Source organism: Enterobacter sp. C3_dUdeg, assembly GCF_057536195.1.
The window spans coordinates 930642-947706 of record NZ_BAAKFX010000001.1 but is presented as its reverse complement, the minus strand read 5'-3'; the positions used below and the strand labels follow the sequence as shown (position 1 = coordinate 947706).

Here is a 17065-nt window from a genome sequence, read left to right as displayed (position 1 = left end):
ATAAAGGAACCCTCTTGTGAACACGCTCAACCGTCGTGATTTTCCCGGTGCTCAATACCCGGAACGCATTATTCAGTTTGGTGAAGGCAACTTCCTGCGTGCGTTTGTTGACTGGCAAATTGACCTGCTAAATGAACATACCGATCTTAACGCCGGTGTGGTTATCGTCCGTCCTATTCAGAGCGACTTCCCGCCGTCGCTGAACACTCAGGATGGTCTCTATACCACTATCATTCGCGGCCTGAACGGGCAGGGTGAAGCGGTGAGTGAGAGCCGTCTTATCCGCTCGGTTAACCGGGAGATCGACGTCTACGGCCAGTATGATGCGTTCCTGAAACTGGCGCACAATCCGGACATGCGCTTTGTTTTCTCGAACACCACCGAAGCGGGTATCAGCTACCACGCGGGTGACCGATTCGCCGATGCCCCTGCGGTGAGCTACCCGGCGAAGCTGACGCGACTGCTGTTTGAGCGTTATAGCCACTTCAACGGTGCAGCGGATAAAGGCTGGATCATCATTCCGTGCGAGCTGATTGACTACAACGGTGATGCGCTGCGTGAACTTGTCCTGCGTTATGCCCGGGAGTGGGCGCTGCCTGCCGCCTTTATCCAGTGGCTTAACGAGGCAAACAGCTTCTGCTCGACGCTGGTTGACCGTATCGTGACCGGTTATCCGCGCGACGAAGCGGCCACGCTGGAGGCTGAGCTGGGTTATCACGATGGTTTCCTGGATACGGCTGAACATTTCTATCTGTTCGTTATCCAGGGGCCGGCATCCCTTGCTCAGGAACTTCGTCTGGATAAATACCCATTGAATGTGCTGATAGTCAACGACATCAGGCCGTACAAAGAGCGCAAAGTCGCTATCCTGAACGGCGCGCATACGGCGCTGGTGCCGGTGGCATTCCAGGCTGGGTTAGAGACGGTAGGCGAGGCGATGAATGATGCAGAGATCTGCGCGTTTGTCGAAAAAGCGATTTATCAGGAGATCATTCCGGTTCTCGATCTGCCGCGTGACGAGCTGGAATCTTTTGCCAGCGCGGTAACAGGGCGTTTTCGCAACCCTTACATCAGACACCAGCTGCTTTCCATCGCGCTTAACGGTATGACCAAATATCGCACCCGCATCCTGCCGCAGCTGCTGGCAGGGCAGAACGCAAGCGGACAATTGCCTGCACGTCTGACGTTCGCGCTGGCTGCACTGATAGCGTTTTATCGCGCGGAGCGTAACGGGGAGAACTATCCGGTGCAGGATGATGCATTCTGGCTGGAACGTTATCAGCAGCTGTGGGCACAGCATCGCGACCAGCAGTTGAGCACCCGTGAGCTGGTGCAGTCCGTACTGAGCGTGAGCGAGCACTGGGAACAGGATCTCACGCAGAACACCGGGCTTGTCGACCAGGTGACCCTGGATCTTGACGCCATTCTCCTGAAGGGAATGCGCGCAGCGGTGAACCCCCTTTGCTAATGACGTTACCCGGCTTCGGCCGGGTTTAATTACATCTTATTTTAGTTACAACATACTATATGCTCTTTTTTTAAAACCGCATGCAGCACCGTGCGGTTATCGCTAAGCAGGTCATAAAATTCAATGTCCCGTTAACATGCTTGCAACCGTGAGGGAGATCACGTTTAATAGCCACGCTCTTTTCCTTCCTGAAACTCACTATGATTGTTCGTCCTAAACAGCACTGGCTACAACTGATTTTTGTCTGGCACGGCTCGGTACTTCCCAAAATTTACACCCGACTGCTGCTGAACTTCCTGCTTTCAATCGCCGTTATCCTGATGCTGCCGTGGTATACCTCGCTGGGCATCAAATTTACCGTGGCGCCATTTAGCATTCTCGGCGTGGCGATCGCTATCTTTCTCGGTTTCAGAAACAACGCCTGTTATTCGCGCTACGTTGAGGCTCGCCTGCTTTGGGGGCAGTTGATGATAGCGGCACGCTCGCTGTTTCGCGAGGTGAAAAACACCTTGCCTGACGATAAGCACCTGGGGGAATTTGTCCGCCTGCAGATAGCTTTTGCCAACTGCCTGCGCATGACCCTCCGCCGGGACCTGAACGCCGAACAGCTCTCTCGCTATCTTGCTCCGGACGATTTACGTCACGTGATGAGCGCCAACTCGCCGGCGAACCGCATTTTACTGATCATGGGGGAGTGGCTGGCCGTGCGGCGGCGTAACGGGCAGCTTTCAGACATCCTGTTCCACAGCCTTAACAACCGTCTGAACGATATGTCCATCGTCCTCTCCGGCTGCGAGCGCATTGCGACTACGCCGGTGCCGTTTGCCTATACGCTGATTTTGCACCGCACGGTCTATCTGTTCTGCATCATGCTGCCGTTCGCGCTGGTTGTAGATCTGCACTACATGACGCCGTTTGTCTCGGCGCTGATCTCCTACACCTTTATCTCGCTGGACACCCTGGCAGAAGAGCTGGAAGACCCGTTCGGCACAGAAGATAACGATCTGCCGCTGGACGCCATCTGCAACATGATGGAACGCGATCTGCTGCAGATGAACGATGAAGAGAACATTCCTGAAAGGCTGATGCCGGATAAGTATTATCAGCTGACCTGACGGGCGTTCCACTCGTCGCGGGTGATCTCCCACAGTTCGGAATCCAGCATGCCGCTGACGTAGGCTTTCTTTTCCGTCCTGATAAGCCGCATGCCGCTACTGTCTGAAATACGCCGGGAGCGGCTGTTGGCGGTGGCTTTCGGGGCGCGTAATACGGGTTTGTTTAGCGTATTGAACCAGTAATCCGTCGCGGCAATGCTGGCCTCGCGCATGTATCCCTGGCCCTGAAACTCCGGGGCCAACCAGAATCCACGGTTGTTATCTTCGACGTCATACAAACAGATAATACCCATCAACTCATCCGGCACCTCGCGACGACGGATGCTCCAGAACCAGGCGATCCCTTTTGCCATATCCGGCAGCGCCACGTTGTTGACATAGTTTTCCGCGCCGTTATCCGGGTAGGGCCAGGGCACGGAAGAGACCATATAGCGGACGATCTCCCAGCGCGGATAACGCTTTTGTATCTGGGCCGCATCTTCGGCAACCAGCGGTTTTAGCAATAAGCGTTCTGTCGTGAGCGTCGGTATCGTCATCCGCGGATCTCCATATTTAAGCGTTATGCTTTTGTTTGCGTTCTGGTATTTTCATCTTTACGGCACTCTATCCCAGCGAGCTCTTTTCACATACTACTAACAATTGCAGAGGTCAGCATGACATTAAGACGGGCCAACCCACAGGAAGCCGAAATACTCTGGAATATTCGCAATCAGGCGATTCGTCACGGCTGTAAAACCAGTTACGACGCCGACGTCATTGCGCGCTGGACGCCGGATCTCATGCCCGAACACTATCGGCAGATGGTCATTGAATACCCTTTTTACGTGGTGGAAGATGAAACGGGCGACGTTGCGGCGACCGGCTATCTGGATCTGGATACCCACTGTCTGGAGGCGATATTCACCTTGCCCGCGGCATTCGGTAAAGGCATGGCGACCCGAATTATCGAGGCGCTCAAAAAGGCGCTCAAAAATGAAGCCCGTAGCCGGGGCATAACCCGTATGAGGCTGGATGCAACCCCTAACGCCCAGTCGTTTTATCAGAAGCTGGGGTTTGTCACGCTGCGCGAAAACTATCATCACTCGCGTATGGCCGGGGCTGATTTACGCTGTTTTGAAATGGCGATCGACTTGTAATGTGAGGAACACATGGCTGTCACGGTAAGACCTCTACGTGAAGACGATTATTCCCAATGGCGACCGCTGTGGGATGGCTATACCCATTTTTATGATTGCTACCTCGAGGAATCCGTCACCGCATCGACATGGGAAAGGGCGCTCTCAGCGCATTCCACGATGTTCTGCCGCGTGGTAGAGAAGGATGAAAAGGTCATCGGTTTCGCGATGTGCATTCTGCACGAAGGAACCTGGTCAACGGCCCCCGTTTGCTACCTGGAAGATCTGTTTGTTGATGCCGACGAACGCGGGGCGGGAGCCGGTAAGGCGCTCATTGATGCTCTGATTGAGGAAGGCAAGCGCGAAGGGTGGTCAAAACTGTACTGGGTCACCCGGGAGAATAACCCGGCGCGAAAACTTTATGACAAATACGGTCAAGCCGACGATTACGTCCGCTATCGCATCACCCTTTAAGGCGACAAGGCCTGGGTTTGTATCACACTGTATCTGCGTCGCTGATACATACACAGGCTTGCAATAAACCCGCTTTCGCACATATCCGCTATACATTGCCGTGTTGTTATATCCCCGTGAACTGTACTCAACCGGAGATACCAACATGTTTAGCAAACTCGCGTACTCAACTCTCGCACTGACCGTTTCTCTTGGCACCGTGATGTCCTGTCAGGCTGAAGTCACCGGCACAAATTTCGCGGCAGCCTTTGATCATCCGCAGCAAATTAACGCCGGCGATCTGAATGTCGGTTATGTCGACATCGGCCCGAAAAACGGCCAGCCGGTTATTTTACTGCACGGCTGGCCGTACGATATTCACAGCTACGCCGACGTCGCGCCCGCGCTGGCGGCAAAAGGCTATCGGGTGATTGTGCCTTCTCTGCGTGGCTACGGCACCACGCGCTTCCTGTCAGCCAAAACGCCGCGCAACGGTCAGCCTTCAGCCATGGCGAAAGATATTGTGAACCTGATGGATGCCGTGAATATTAAGCAGGCGGTATTTGCAGGATATGACTGGGGCGCTCGTACGGCGGATATCGTTGCGGCGCTGTGGCCAGAGCGCGTTAAGTCACTGGTGTCGGTGAGCGGGTATCTCATCAGCAGCCAGCAGATTGGCAAACAGCCGCTGCCGCCAAAAGCGGAACAGCAGTGGTGGTATCAGTTCTATTTCGCTACCGCGCGCGGTGCTGAAGGCTATGCCAAAAACACGCATGACTTCGCCCGTTTGATCTGGTCTCAGGCCTCGCCTGACTGGAAATTTAGCGATGCTGTCTTCAACGCCAGCGCCAAATCCCTCGATAACCCGGATCACGTCGCGGTGACGCTCAGCAACTATCGCTGGCGTTTAGGGCTGGAAAAAGGCGAGCGCAAATACGACAGCTACGAGCAAAAACTCGCTACGCTGCCGAATATCACCGTTCCAACGATCACCATCGAAGGCGGGAACAACGGTGCGCCGCATCCGGCTCCGCAGGCCTACGCGGGTAAATTTACCGGTAAATATGAGCACCGCACCTTCGGGGCAACCGTGGGGCACAATCCGCCTCAGGAAGATCCGCAGGATTTCGTCAAGGCCGTCGTTGACGCGGATAAGCTCTGAAATGTGCTATTTTCAGTACGTTACCCTTCGGTCTGGAGATTTCGGTGGAGCATATTGATCATATCCTTGTCGTCGATGACGACAGGGATATTCGTGAACTGATTGTCGATTATCTCGTTAAGTCTGGCTATCGCGCGACGGGCGCGGCCAACGGCAAAGAGATGCGCGTCGTGCTGGATAAACAGCATATCGACCTGGTGGTGCTGGATGTCATGATGCCCGGCGACGACGGGCTTACGTTATGTCGAGAGCTACGCGTCGGGAAATATAAAGATCTGCCCATCCTGATGCTGACGGCCCGCAACGAGGAGACGGACAGGATCCTGGGTCTGGAGATGGGCGCGGATGACTACGTGGTGAAGCCGTTTGTCGCCCGGGAACTGCTGGCGCGTATCAAAGCGATTTTACGGCGTTTTCGCACGATGCCGCCCAATTTGCAGGTGACAGAAGCCGGGCGGCTGGTGATGTTCGGTGAATGGCAGCTCGATACCGTTGCCCGTCACTTAATCGATCCGGAAGGGGTGATCGTCGCGCTCAGCGGGGCGGAGTATCGCCTGCTGCGCGTGTTCCTTGACCATCCTCAACGGGTGCTGACCCGCGATCAGCTGCTCAACCTGACGCAGGGGCGAGACGCCGAGCTGTTTGAACGTTCTATCGACCTGCTGGTTAGCCGGGTTCGTCAGCGCCTGAACGAAGACGCCCGCACGCCCGCCTATATCAAGACCGTGCGCAGCGAGGGCTACGTTTTTACCATGCCGGTGACCATCAAAGAGGCTAACGAATGACGCTCTGGCCGCGCTCGCTGCTGGCCCGCCTGCTGCTCGTCGTGCTGTCCGGCCTGCTGCTGGCCAACGCCCTGAGCCTGACGCTGGTCATGATTGAACGAATGCACAGCGCCAGAACGGTGATGCTCGGTAATCTGGAAAACGACGTCGCAACCAGCGTCGCCATTTTAGACCGCTTACCGGCCAGCGAGCGCGCGGCCTGGCTTCCGCGCCTCGAACGGGGCAACTACCGCTATATTCTGGGACCGGGGGAGCCCGGCAACGCGCCGGCGGATAAGCGTTCGCAGGACGCCATCCGAACTTTAAAAGCGACGCTTGCGACACAGTACCCGCTCAGCTTCACCGCCGTTCCCGGTGCCGTTTCACACATCCAGGCGCATCTGACGTTACGCGACGGCGCGCCGCTGACCATTGACCTGATCCCACGCATGCCGCCGGTCGCCAGCTGGCTGCCCGTAGTGCTGATCCTGCAGCTGCTGTTGCTGGCTGCGTGCGCCTGGATTGCCGTGCGGCAGGTGGTGCGGCCTTTTTCACAATTTACCCGCGCGGTGGATTCGCTGGATCCGGCGGCCAGCACGCCGATGACGGAGAAAGGGCCGCTTGAGGTGAAGCGTGCAGCGCATGCCTTCAACGCGATGCAGGCGCGCATTCAGTCTTATCTCCGGGAGCGCGCGCAGATCCTGGCGTCCATTTCTCACGATCTTCAGACGCCGATTACCCGCATGAAGCTGCGCGTCGAGATGGCAGGGGAACCTGAACTTCGCGACAAGCTCCTGAACGATCTCGATAGCATGACGCGTCTTGTTCGCGAGGGTATAGCGTATGCCCGGTCATCAGAATCCCTGGAAGAGACCCCGCTGAAGCTGGAGCTGAACGCCTGGGTCAACAGCATCGCCTGCGATTATCAGGACATCGGTAAAAACGTGCAGCTTCAGGCAAACGATACCCGCTTGCCGATCGTTACGCGTCCACAGGCGCTTCGTCGGGTGATGACCAACCTGCTGGATAACGCCCTTAAGTTCGGTGGGTATGCCGTTATTGCCATTGATAATTCGTCTTCCGAAGAGGTGGTGATTCATATCACTGACGGCGGACCGGGAATACCCGATGACGAGCTTGAGGCGGTATTACAGCCGTTTTACCGGGTGGAAACATCGCGCAACCGCGATACCGGCGGAACAGGACTCGGACTGGCGATTGCCGCGCAGCTCACCGCTCAGCTGGAAGGAAAGCTCAACCTGACGAACCGGGCCGGAGGCGGACTGGATGTCTCCATTACGCTACCGCGCCGTTAATTGTACGGCTTTGTATCTCCCGGCCCGGGTGATACAGAGCCAGACAAAATCTGCGTTTTTACACATATCCTGAACACATCCGCACGATGAAATAGCCTCACTGCAGCGTCGCAGGACTTGTATTGTGAGGTGTCTATGTTTCTGGTAATCGCTTTTCTGGGCGGGATGATAAGCCTGCTCAGTCCATGTACGCTCCCGGTTATCCCACTCCTTTTCGCCGGTTTTCAGGGACAGCGACGACATATTCTGGCCCTGCTGGCGGGGATGATCGTGATGTTCACCCTGGTGGCGATGGCCGTCACCGTCGCCAGCGAGTGGATAGCAGAGGCAACCATCGTCGGGCGCTGGATCGCTCTCGTTATTCTGGCCGCGGCCGCGCTGGCCTTAATTTTTCCGTCATTCGCCCAGCGTATTGCGGGTCCGGCCGTCAGCGCGGGAAATGTCCTGAACACCCGAAGCGGGCAAACGCGCGGTCTGGCATCGGCTTTTCTGGCCGGGCTTGCGGTGGGGCTGCTCTGGTCTCCCTGCGCCGGTCCCATACTGGGCGCCATTTTCAGCATTAATATCGCGGGCCATTCGGCCATTACGACGGGCGCGCTGCTGGCGGCCTACGGCAGCGGATGCGCGCTAATGCTGAGCCTGCTCGTTTCAGGAGGCCGCACGCTGATGGCGCCGTTAAGAGCAAAATCGGCGCTGATGGAAAAGCTGCGGCAGGGGGCGGGCGTAGCGATGCTGGCGGCTGTCGTATTCAACGCGACGGGAATGACTTCGCTTCTGACAGGAGCAAACGGCGTTGCGGACCGTCTGGAGACAACACTCCTGACGCTGGCGAAACCCACAGCCGCGCCGGTGAAGCTCCAACCGGTCGTGATGACAGAGCCCAGCAGCCAGCTGCCTTCATTAAGTGGGGGGACAGGTTGGATTAACGGTGACCCTGTCACGTCTGAATCCCTGCGAGGGAAGGTGGTGTTGATTGATTTCTGGACGTGGGATTGCATTAACTGCCAGCATACGCTCCCGCACGTGCGGGACTGGGCCACGAAGTATCAGTCGCAGGGGCTGGTCGTGATTGGGGTTCACACGCCGGAATATCCCTGGGAAAAACCGCTCGCCTCGGTGAAAAACGCGGTAAATAAATGGCAGCTGCCGTACCGGGTGGTGACGGATAATAACTATCAAATCTGGAACGCTTTCGGGAACCAGTACTGGCCAGCGCATTACTATTTCGATGCCAAAGGCCAGCTACGCTATACCGCCTTTGGCGAAGGAGATTATGCGCAGCAGGAAAAGGTCATTCAGCAGCTGCTGAAAGAAGCCCGGTCATAACCCGTCAGGGCTGGCGTTGCGCCACGATAAACAGCCGCGGAAAAGCGAGCAGTATCTGCCCATTTTCCTGGAGCGGATACTGCTCTTCCAGCAGTTCATGGTAGCGTTTCAGGAAACGTTTCTGCTCGCTCTCGTTCAGTTCCTGGAGCCACGGGCGCAAGCCGGTGGCGCTTACCCAGTCAATAATGGCCTGGTGCGAGCTCATTTTATGGAAATAGGTTGTCCGCCAGATATCCACGTCACAGCCCGCCTCGGACAAGATATCGTAGTAGGCATGCACACCCGGGAGAGGTTCGCGGCCGCGGTCAGGGTAGTCTTGTTCCAGCGCCACTTCACGCATCGCCACATGAGTAGGTTCAAGCCAGTTGTCAGGCATCTGGATTGCTAATACGCCGTTAAGCGTGAGTAAAGAAACGAGATGAGGCAGAAGATCGTAATGGTCAGGAACCCATTGCAGCGAAGCGTTGGCATAAATCAGGTTCAGCGGCTGGCCAGGCTTGTACTGGCGGATATCGGACTCAACAAAATGGCAGTCAGGCAATGCGGCTCTTGCTTCCTCAAGCATTGCAGGGGAGTTGTCGACCCCGGTAACGCGTGCCGAAGGCCAGCGATGCTTCAAGAGCGCGGTGCTGTTTCCCGGCCCGCAGCCTAAATCAGCGATGGTGGATACCTCATCCAGAGGAATTCTGGCGAGCAGTTCAGCGGCAGGACGCGTTCTTTCCGCGCCGTACTGCAGATAAAGAGAGGGATTCCAGTCGGCCATTTTGATTCTCCGTTTAGCATGCTTCTGCAAGAGTAGCACAGCATTAAGAACAGAGATAATAGGAGAAAAAATAGAAAAAGGAAATATTACCCCTTAAATACTTAAGGGGCAATACTTTAATTGTAATTATTTTATGATTATCGTTTTTTAATATTTTATCGGCTAAGTGCTTCTTACGCTCTGTACCCGAAACTATAAATATTAGATAATCATGAATGGATATATCCCTGGTGTTTCGTAGGTCTTTGACCTCCTGGCCACTGAGTTTCACGAGGACTTAGTGGCCGGGTACTTTTTAAGTATAAGGAATACCATGCACAATGAAAGCTGTCCTAAAAGACAGGGGATAATAGTTTCAGGTGTTATTATCAGGAATAAGAGCAATGAATTCTGTTATTGAGTTTTTTTTGCATGATTACGATGATTTACCGTCAGCATTAGCCCGCGAACTCTTCCGACTCAGGAGAAAAACCTTTCGGGACCGACTCGACTGGAAAGTTGAATGCGTTGAAGATATGGAAAAGGATCGGTTTGACAACCCAAACACGACATACTTGCTGGGTATGTATAAGGGACAATTGTTATGCGGCGCACGATTCATTAACTCGACGCATCCGACGATGATAAGCGAAATATTTCACAATTATTTTGACGAAGCCATTATTTTCCCGGCAGATGTTCCCTGCTGTGAAATTAGCCGTTTATTTTTAGATAAAAAAACGCGAGACTCCGCAAGTCTGCAGGGCGTGCCCGCCAGTAAGGCATTGTTTCTTGCAATGAATATGTATTGCATAAAGCAAAAATACCATGGAATGTACGCTGTAGCCAGTCGCGGTATGTATGCCATATTTCGCCATGCGAACTGGAAAGTTGAAGTTATTCAACGCGGTGTTTCTGAAAAAGGGGAGGTTATTTACTATATTTATATGCCTGCCAGCACCAGCATTATTGAAGACATTATTAGCAAAGACAAATCCAGTCACTGGCTTCGCGAAATGCTGGAGCATTTACGCCACTTATAACCAGTGGCTGAGGCTCAGTCGTCCAGTAAGCGTAGTTCTGTTCCAAGCTTTATTGCGTGTCTGGCATTATTCACACCGAGCTTTTTCATTACATTTCCCATATGGAACTTAACGGTGCGTTCAGCAATAGACAAAATAACAGAAATTTCTGCGTAGGTTTTCCCGGCGCTGACCCATTTAAGGATTTGTCGCTCACGTGGTGACAGAAAAACATTCTTTTTCTGTTGATGCTGGCTATACAGGTTGAGTGTCTTCTGATGCAGTTGAACAAGGAAGCTTAGAAATTGTGGCCGATATTTTTCTATATCAATACCAGAGTGCTTAGGACTGATGACGGATAAGACGACAAGATTATTCAGATAGTCATGCAGAGGAAAAGTCTGTCCCTGGTAGATATCATACTGGACGCTTTCGTTGAAAATGCGTGTCAGGTTATAACCATCCGACAGGATGACATCACTTTCCCAGAAAAAATCTTCAACACAGCGCAAAGCCCGAATGATAACAGGGTCAATGAACTGATATTTCCTGTCGAGGTAGATATCAAACCACTCGGGGCTGTTATTGATTATCCGCATCTGGGAAGGATCTTTCTTGTTCATAATGGCGTAGGCGAAGACGATCCCTTTGAAATCCTCAAAAAACGCGTCCAGCTCACTCTGAATTAGCGTATTGATCGCTATGTCGTTGTAATATGTATCCTTCACGTGAGTTGCTTGCCTCCTGTTCGAGTGGAGGAGCAAGTATAATATGCTTCGTTATCTGTAGCGAGTCGCATTTTAATCCAGCCAACAGATAAGACAGGCTACCTCAACTGGTAGCCTGGTCAACGTGTGGCATTTCTAATGGTAAATGCAGATGACTCGGCGAATTTTTGAAAATTTTGTCAAATCCCGAAATAGTTCACTAAATATAGTAGGCTGCAAAATTTAGGAGGTTTTCCGCTTTACATTTGAGTAATGGATAAGCGTACCGACCCAGATTCAAAATCAGGATTTTAACCAGCAGTCTACATAATGCCTTTAAGAGCAATATGATAAAGCAGCATGATGGTTTTACCGTCGACAATCTTGCCTGTTTCAATGCCGCGTAATGCCTCTTCGAGCGTCATTTCCAGCACGAAGATATCTTCTCCCTCAGCCTTGATCCCGCCGCCTGCGCCGGTTCTGTCTTTCGGCTGATACTCGGCAAGATAAAAATAGAGTTTTTCCGTGACGGAGCCCGGGCTCATATAGGCTTCAAAGATTTTCTGCAAGCTCGAAACCTGAAACCCTGTCTCTTCTTCCGCTTCTGCTTTTATGCGGCTTTCGGGATCCATGTTGTCCAGCAGTCCCGCCGCGGCTTCGATTAAATCGTCCTCATGGCCGTTGATAAAGACGGGAAAGCGGAACTGGCGCGTCAGGATCACCGTTTTTTCCTCACGGTTGTAGAGAAGAATAGTCGCGCCGTTGCCACGGTCGTAGACCTCCCGTTGCTGTCTTTGCCATTCGCCGTCACGGCGCTGCAGGTCGAAGGTGTATTTTTTAAGGTTGTACCAGTTATCTGACAGGGTTTCACTGTCAATGATGCGCACATCTGCACGTTTTGATTGCACGTTTGTTCCTCCTTACGTAGAGTAATTATCATAAACAGCATTATCGTGCACTTTCAAGATAAAACATGCAACATCAGGAACTCATGATGCTCACTAGTCAGCGAAAAAAATTGATCCTCGAAAAGCTCGGCGCCGAAGGTCAGGTCCAGTCAAAAGCACTCAGCGTGCTCTTTGACGTTTCTGAAGACACCATTCGGCGTGATTTACGCGAGCTGGCGGCAGAAGGGCGTTTACAGCGGGTTCACGGCGGCGCGCTGCCGTCATCTTCTGCTATTGCTCCCTTTGCCGAACGGCAATCCGTGAAGATGGATGCAAAAAAGAGGGTCGCCCGGAAAGGGGCACAGCTGATTTCATCAGGGCAGGTGGTGATCGTTGACGGCGGCACGACAACTTCGGAGCTGATTACGTTTTTCCCTCCAGACCTGCGCATCACGGTGGTTACGCACAGCCCTAGCATCGCCCTGGGGCTCGTGGATCATCCGTCCATCGAGGTGATTCTGATCGGCGGTCGCTTGTATAAGCACTCCATTGTTGCGGTTGGCGCTGCGGCCATCGAAGGCATCGAAAATATTCATGCAGATCTGTTCTTTATGGGGGTGACAGGGATCCATCCTGAGGCGGGGCTGACAACCGGCGATTTCGAAGAAGCGTGCATCAAACGTGCATTTTCCGGCAGAGCCGCGGAGACGGTCGTCCTGGCTTCTCCGGAAAAGGTCAACACAGCGTCTTCGTTTGTGATTGGCGATGTGTCATCGGTGAACATCATCGTCGTAGAAGACAATACCGATCGGGACTGGATCCGCGCGGTATCGGAAAAAGGGGTCTCCGTCGTGTTGACCTCAGAGAGTGACTGAAAAATGGTTCCTTCCTTTATGAGATGGAGAAATAACCAGTATAGAAGGAGAGTGGGGCGACCATACGAAAGAACGTGTCAATGTGACAATCATCAATTTATGCAGTCTTTTCCGATGCTGGCTCTCTTTCTTACCGGCCTGAGCGGTCCCGGCGGCCGACAGCGCTAACGCAAGACAAATTCCTTTAGTCAGGAGACTTCGCATTTTTCTTCCTCTTCATTTTTTAGATTGATTCACTTAGCTATAACGCCGAACGCTTTCGTCCAACGAACGTCCAGCGCAGGTAGTCGTAAAGCCAGTTAAAGAGCATCGTATAGGGCAGGAAAAACAGCACCAGGCCAATCTCAACAAAAAACGCCTCCGTCACGGTTAGGTTCAGCATAACCATTGCCACAGGGATTAAGGAGATGATAAGTCCCGTTTCAAAACCAACAGCATGGATTGCGCGAACAAGAAATGTGCGTTGAAACTGATGTTTTTTCTGCAGGGAATCAAAGAGCTTATTAAAAATAAAATTCCAGACCGTTGCGGTAAGTGCAGATATCACGGACAACGAGCCTGACTGAAGTACCGACACGTTCATCAGCCAGGCGAGTGACAGCGCGATGATAACGTTGGCCGTCACTTCAAAAATGACAGCGTGGAAAACTCTCTCTTTAATACTTTTATTTAATTCAATTTCCATTTGCTTACGACAACGTTTTTCAAAAGCCGAAGTATATCAAACATTTTTCAACCCTTTCTAAACGTGCAGGTTATGTTAAATACAGCCCAGCCCCGCTAGTGTAGAACGCACTGCCTCGGCAAGAGGGGTCTGAGGTTCATGGCCTAAAAAGGCGATCAGTTTTGAATTATCCATCTCTATTGTCTGCTCCCAGAGATAGCGCATCTCCCGCATTTCACGCAGCGTGGTGTTAAACGGACTCATTGCAGAGACCAGCCACCATGGAAATGACTTCACCTTTGCCTTAATACCGGCATGCTCCGCGACGTACTTTATGGCTGTGGTCATCGCTGTCCCATCAGGATCCCAATGCCCACGCATATGGAAACTGGCAAACGGTTCGAGCTCATCCCGCCGCGCCAGCAATGCCGCAACGGTTTCGGCGACATCCGGCAGATAAGCCCACTGATGTCCTGCGCCGGGTTGCCCGGGATTTTTAATAACCTTGGGTGGATGCCCTGATTTTATCAGTCCCTGTGAAAACCAGTTGTTGCCTGCGAGGGGACCCAAAAAGTCACCCGCCCGCAAAATGAGTACCTTTCCGCCACGCTGAGCATAGGCTGAGAGCGCCTTCTCCATTTGCACGCGTATGGCTCCTTTTCGGGTAACCGGATCCTGAGGGGAATCCTCGCGTAAGAGGGGAAAAGCATCCGGACCGTAGTTATAAATCGTGCCCGGCAGAACGATTAATGCACCGTTTCGCTCCGCTGCGTTGATGGTGTTATGCAGCATGGGTAAAACCAGCTGTTCCCAGTTTCGATAACCCGGCGGGTTAACGGCATGGACAATCACGCTGCAATCTGACGCCGCTGCCTCAACCCGTTCAGCATTCTGCGCATCGCCGCTTATCCAGGTCATGCTTTCGTTGCGATCGTCATGTTGAGGAGCGCTGCGGCGCAATGCCCGAACATCCCATTCGTCTCGGATCAATTTACGGGCAATTTCGCCACCGATCCCACCCGTTGCGCCCAGTATCAGTACCTTATTTGTGCTTATCATTGTCTGGCCCTTATTGGAAATCTGCTTGACATCTTAAGGGCTGCACGAGCTAAATGTAATTGCATAATATAAACCAACAGGTATGCATTTTTGTATGAAGCTAAATATCCCGTGGGAATGGTATCGCACCTTTTTGGCCGTGATGAAAGAAGGGTCTTTGTCAGGGGCCGCACGCAGGCTTGCCATTACCCAGCCAACCGCCGGACGCCACATTGCGGCACTGGAATCAGCCCTGGGCCTCGTTTTATTTACCCGTTCGCAGACGGGATTGCAGGCCACGGATGCAGCCGTTGAGCTGAAGGGCCATGCGCAGGCGATGGAAAATACGGCCATGATGATTGAGCGGTCGGCTGCGAGTTTCAGCTCCGGCGCAACCGGGTTGCGGGGCGTGGTGCGCGTCGCCGCCAGTGAAATCATCGGCACTGAGGTTCTGCCTCCCGTGATTGCACAGATAAAGGATGCATATCCGCAAATAACCGTTGAACTGGTTCTGTCTAATCGAGTTCAGGATTTACTGAATCGGGAGGCGGATATTGCCGTACGCATGGCCACGCCGGTGCAGGAGCAACTGATTGCCCGTCGGATGGGCAGGGTTGAAATAGGTCTGCATGCCGCGCCAGCCTATCTGTCACGACGTGGTGCTCCGGAAAGTATTGATGAATTATTCACCCATACGCTTGTCGGTTTCGATAATTTGACACCCTTTATTTTACAGGCACTTAAACAATACCCACAGCTAAACCGCGATCTGTTTACCGTACGGACCGACAGTGATATTGCCCAATTAAGCCTTATACGCGCAGGGGCCGGTATCGGTATGTGTCAGGTTCAACTGGCAGATTTTTCTCCGCCGTTGCAGAGGATAATGCCTGATTACTTTGCGTTTCATCTGGACACCTGGCTGGTGATGCATGAGGATTTACGCCACAGTCAGGCCTGCAAAACGGTGTTTGATTTTCTTGCTGAGGGTTTACAGGCTTATATCAACAGAGCAGAACGGTAAGCCATGCACTGTGAGGCGATCATGACGATAGCAGCACGTGAGAAGACACATTCAAAGGTCATCAGCATCCAGGCCCAACGTGCCCATAAGAAGCCAGATTTCTTCTGATTCCATATTGGTGCGCATAATGTATATTATGTTAAATGTAATATGGACATCAGAGAATAAGCCATAAACCGTTCAGTCAAACCCCTCATAGCTGCCTTCCCTCTCACATCAATGCAGTAACCTTTGGATCACTGCATCGGTTACTGAGGAAGTTATCTTTTATTAAGATATTTATTGAAGAATGCCGTGATGTTATCGAACGGGATCTTATCCATACGATCATATAAATGAAGGTGTATACAGACTACCATCCCGTCATCAACATGCTCCATCAAATGACCAATTTCGTTGATGATATGTCTGGCACCATGCTCCGTTAACAATACTAGTAACGGGTCGATACCCCTCTCTGACTTGGACCTTTAAGGAACATCTTTATGATTTGATCGCTGAGTTAACGCTGCTATTATCTAAGTCTTAATAAGCGCAGAATCCAGGTATCTCCAGCGCCGGCGTGAAGGCAGCGATCCGCGCAGGCGTCTACCCGAAACGTTTCCCCAGCGAATCATTACAAAAATCACTGCAACGTGAGCTGATGAGTGCCGTGAACAACGCATCGGCTTTTGTGGGCAGTTCACTCACGGGAACGATCCGCAATCCTCAAAACACCGTCCAGTCCGGGCGCTATGTAGTCGGTCTGTTGCAGTCATTTTCGCCTAACTAAACGCTAAGTATTCAAATGGTTAAAGTTTTTTCCCGCCGCCTGCAACACTGTAACGAGGTGGCTACCAGCATAAGCAATGCCTCCCCGACACAGCTGCAACAGCTAAAGACTGAGTTGGCTGACGAAATGGGCAAACCTGTAGGTCTACACACCATGGGTATTCCAGCGGCGATCAGTACCCTCGGGGTGATTGTCAGTTTCGCTATTCCTCAGCTGTGGCTGGGGTATGGCGTACTCGCCGGACTCGACCAGCCAGCGGAACACGTATTCGTCTGGGTTGTCCTGATCGCCCTTCTGTTCGCTGGCCTTAACGGCGTGACGATGTTTATGATTGGCAAAGGCAGCATGCGCGCCGTGAGGTTACACCTTACGCTGGCGGTGATAAGCCTGGTATTAACAGCAGCCTATCTGCTGGTCGCGCTGAGCGGTAGCGCAGCTCCGGGCGTCAGTCTGACCGCGGCGCTAGTGAGTATCGGCATGCTACTGCTTAGCGGCAGCTGTATCCTTTCCACCGCCTTCTATAAGATGCTGCTGTTTACTCTGCATAATCGTGCCTGGCGCAAGCTTCTCAGCCAGACGCGTGCTAAAACAGCGCGCTAAGGGTTCATCCCGTAA

18 protein-coding genes and 2 pseudogenes are annotated in these 17065 nt (G+C 52.7%); 13 read left to right on the top strand and 7 right to left on the bottom strand.

What is annotated here, in order from left to right:
• Nucleotides 1–16 precede the first annotated feature (16 nt).
• Together AC27FC_RS04410 and AC27FC_RS04405 are read left to right on the top strand one after the other, a co-directional pair.
• The gene (locus AC27FC_RS04410) at nt 17–1468 is read left to right on the top strand and encodes a tagaturonate reductase (RefSeq protein ID WP_196354388.1); all 1452 of its coding nucleotides are present in this window, start codon (nt 17–19) and stop codon (nt 1466–1468) included.
• A 200-nt stretch (nt 1469–1668) separates the two neighbouring features.
• Complete coding sequence (locus tag AC27FC_RS04405; protein ID WP_033145546.1) at nt 1669–2583, top strand: bestrophin family protein; 915 nt, start codon at nt 1669–1671, stop codon at nt 2581–2583.
• Here AC27FC_RS04405 and AC27FC_RS04400 read toward each other — a convergent pair.
• Entirely contained in the window at nt 2571–3119 is a 549-nt protein-coding gene (locus AC27FC_RS04400) for a GNAT family N-acetyltransferase (protein ID WP_033145547.1), read from the bottom strand. The two genes, AC27FC_RS04405 and AC27FC_RS04400, sit on opposite strands and share 13 nt — an antisense overlap.
• Before the next feature lie 117 nt (nt 3120–3236).
• Between AC27FC_RS04400 and AC27FC_RS04395 the strand changes: the two genes are divergently transcribed.
• The 6 genes from AC27FC_RS04395 to AC27FC_RS04370 all read left to right on the top strand — a co-directional run bounded on the left by AC27FC_RS04395 (nt 3237) and on the right by AC27FC_RS04370 (nt 8719).
• Nucleotides 3237–3719, top strand: a complete 483-nt coding sequence (locus AC27FC_RS04395; protein WP_487159844.1) for a GNAT family N-acetyltransferase — start codon at nt 3237–3239, stop codon at nt 3717–3719.
• Between the two features lie 12 nt (nt 3720–3731).
• Nucleotides 3732–4172, top strand: a complete 441-nt coding sequence (locus AC27FC_RS04390) for a GNAT family N-acetyltransferase (protein ID WP_196354384.1) — start codon at nt 3732–3734, stop codon at nt 4170–4172.
• Nucleotides 4173–4317: 145 nt separating this feature from the next.
• Nucleotides 4318–5313, top strand: a complete 996-nt coding sequence (locus AC27FC_RS04385) for an alpha/beta fold hydrolase (RefSeq protein WP_487159843.1) — start codon at nt 4318–4320, stop codon at nt 5311–5313.
• 44 nt (nt 5314–5357) lie between these two features.
• Nucleotides 5358–6098, top strand: a complete 741-nt coding sequence (locus tag AC27FC_RS04380) for a response regulator (RefSeq protein WP_033145553.1) — start codon at nt 5358–5360, stop codon at nt 6096–6098.
• Nucleotides 6095–7393: an ATP-binding protein gene (locus AC27FC_RS04375; RefSeq protein WP_196354381.1), complete on the top strand. Its 1299-nt coding sequence runs from the start codon at nt 6095–6097 to the stop codon at nt 7391–7393. Before AC27FC_RS04380 ends, AC27FC_RS04375 begins: the two co-directional genes overlap by 4 nt.
• Nucleotides 7394–7528: 135 nt before the next feature.
• On the top strand, nt 7529–8719 hold the full coding sequence (locus AC27FC_RS04370; protein ID WP_196354380.1) for a cytochrome c biogenesis protein/redoxin: 1191 nt from the start codon (nt 7529–7531) through the stop codon (nt 8717–8719).
• A 4-nt stretch (nt 8720–8723) separates the two neighbouring features.
• Here the strand turns inward: AC27FC_RS04370 and tam are convergent, their stop codons facing one another.
• The gene (gene tam / locus AC27FC_RS04365; RefSeq protein WP_196354378.1) at nt 8724–9482 is read right to left on the bottom strand and encodes a trans-aconitate 2-methyltransferase; all 759 of its coding nucleotides are present in this window, start codon (nt 9480–9482) and stop codon (nt 8724–8726) included.
• A 383-nt stretch (nt 9483–9865) separates the two neighbouring features.
• Here tam and AC27FC_RS04360 point away from each other — a divergent pair, with 383 nt between their 5' ends.
• On the top strand, nt 9866–10504 hold the full coding sequence (locus AC27FC_RS04360) for an acyl-homoserine-lactone synthase (protein ID WP_487159842.1): 639 nt from the start codon (nt 9866–9868) through the stop codon (nt 10502–10504).
• Between the two features lie 14 nt (nt 10505–10518).
• Here AC27FC_RS04360 and AC27FC_RS04355 read toward each other — a convergent pair whose 3' ends face one another.
• Both AC27FC_RS04355 and AC27FC_RS04350 read right to left on the bottom strand, forming a co-directional pair.
• The gene (locus AC27FC_RS04355) at nt 10519–11211 is read right to left on the bottom strand and encodes a helix-turn-helix transcriptional regulator (protein ID WP_023311808.1); all 693 of its coding nucleotides are present in this window, start codon (nt 11209–11211) and stop codon (nt 10519–10521) included.
• A gap of 302 nt (nt 11212–11513) precedes the next feature.
• A complete protein-coding gene (locus AC27FC_RS04350; RefSeq protein WP_196354375.1) occupies nt 11514–12098 on the bottom strand; it encodes an NUDIX hydrolase in 585 nt (194 codons plus the stop codon).
• 86 nt (nt 12099–12184) lie between these two features.
• Here AC27FC_RS04350 and AC27FC_RS04345 point away from each other — a divergent pair, with 86 nt between their 5' ends.
• Nucleotides 12185–12952 (top strand): DeoR/GlpR family DNA-binding transcription regulator, encoded by a 768-nt coding sequence (locus tag AC27FC_RS04345; RefSeq protein WP_196354798.1) that lies wholly within the window; start codon nt 12185–12187, stop codon nt 12950–12952.
• 241 nt (nt 12953–13193) lie between these two features.
• Here AC27FC_RS04345 and AC27FC_RS04340 read toward each other — a convergent pair whose 3' ends face one another.
• Nucleotides 13194–13637 (bottom strand): PACE efflux transporter, encoded by a 444-nt coding sequence (locus AC27FC_RS04340; RefSeq protein WP_039262452.1) that lies wholly within the window; start codon nt 13635–13637, stop codon nt 13194–13196.
• 75 nt (nt 13638–13712) lie between these two features.
• On the bottom strand, nt 13713–14675 hold the full coding sequence (locus tag AC27FC_RS04335) for an NAD-dependent epimerase/dehydratase family protein (protein ID WP_196354373.1): 963 nt from the start codon (nt 14673–14675) through the stop codon (nt 13713–13715).
• A gap of 94 nt (nt 14676–14769) precedes the next feature.
• On the opposite strand from AC27FC_RS04335, the gene AC27FC_RS04330 reads away from it, so the two are divergent.
• Entirely contained in the window at nt 14770–15678 is a 909-nt protein-coding gene (locus AC27FC_RS04330; RefSeq protein WP_196354372.1) for a LysR family transcriptional regulator, read from the top strand.
• Nucleotides 15679–15938: 260 nt separating this feature from the next.
• Here AC27FC_RS04330 and AC27FC_RS04325 read toward each other — a convergent pair.
• A pseudogene (locus AC27FC_RS04325) lies at nt 15939–16022 on the bottom strand (alpha/beta hydrolase); the annotation flags it as partial.
• A 188-nt stretch (nt 16023–16210) separates the two neighbouring features.
• Here AC27FC_RS04325 and AC27FC_RS04320 point away from each other — a divergent pair.
• Both AC27FC_RS04320 and AC27FC_RS04315 read left to right on the top strand, forming a co-directional pair.
• Nucleotides 16211–16450: pseudogene (locus tag AC27FC_RS04320) on the top strand (hypothetical protein); the annotation flags it as partial.
• A 15-nt stretch (nt 16451–16465) separates the two neighbouring features.
• A complete protein-coding gene (locus AC27FC_RS04315) occupies nt 16466–17050 on the top strand; it encodes a hypothetical protein (protein WP_126327646.1) in 585 nt (194 codons plus the stop codon).
• The last annotated feature ends 15 nt before the right edge of the window (nt 17051–17065 follow it).

Excerpts from the sequence above, each read along its gene's own strand:
- AC27FC_RS04375 (WP_196354381.1), top strand. The coding sequence starts at position 6,095 with ATGACGCTCTGGCCGCGCTCGCTGCTGGCCCGCCTGCTGCTCGTCGTG.
- AC27FC_RS04390 (WP_196354384.1), top strand. The coding sequence starts at position 3,732 with ATGGCTGTCACGGTAAGACCTCTACGTGAAGACGATTATTCCCAATGG.
- AC27FC_RS04330 (WP_196354372.1), top strand. The coding sequence starts at position 14,770 with ATGAAGCTAAATATCCCGTGGGAATGGTATCGCACCTTTTTGGCCGTG.
- AC27FC_RS04370 (WP_196354380.1), top strand. The coding sequence starts at position 7,529 with ATGTTTCTGGTAATCGCTTTTCTGGGCGGGATGATAAGCCTGCTCAGT.
- AC27FC_RS04400 (WP_033145547.1), bottom strand. The coding sequence starts at position 3,119 with ATGACGATACCGACGCTCACGACAGAACGCTTATTGCTAAAACCGCTG.
- AC27FC_RS04335 (WP_196354373.1), bottom strand. The coding sequence starts at position 14,675 with ATGATAAGCACAAATAAGGTACTGATACTGGGCGCAACGGGTGGGATC.
- AC27FC_RS04340 (WP_039262452.1), bottom strand. The coding sequence starts at position 13,637 with ATGGAAATTGAATTAAATAAAAGTATTAAAGAGAGAGTTTTCCACGCT.
- AC27FC_RS04345 (WP_196354798.1), top strand. The coding sequence starts at position 12,185 with ATGCTCACTAGTCAGCGAAAAAAATTGATCCTCGAAAAGCTCGGCGCC.
- AC27FC_RS04315 (WP_126327646.1), top strand. The coding sequence starts at position 16,466 with ATGGTTAAAGTTTTTTCCCGCCGCCTGCAACACTGTAACGAGGTGGCT.
- AC27FC_RS04395 (WP_487159844.1), top strand. The coding sequence starts at position 3,237 with ATGACATTAAGACGGGCCAACCCACAGGAAGCCGAAATACTCTGGAAT.
- AC27FC_RS04405 (WP_033145546.1), top strand. The coding sequence starts at position 1,669 with ATGATTGTTCGTCCTAAACAGCACTGGCTACAACTGATTTTTGTCTGG.
- AC27FC_RS04385 (WP_487159843.1), top strand. The coding sequence starts at position 4,318 with ATGTTTAGCAAACTCGCGTACTCAACTCTCGCACTGACCGTTTCTCTT.
- tam (WP_196354378.1), bottom strand. The coding sequence starts at position 9,482 with ATGGCCGACTGGAATCCCTCTCTTTATCTGCAGTACGGCGCGGAAAGA.
- AC27FC_RS04360 (WP_487159842.1), top strand. The coding sequence starts at position 9,866 with ATGAATTCTGTTATTGAGTTTTTTTTGCATGATTACGATGATTTACCG.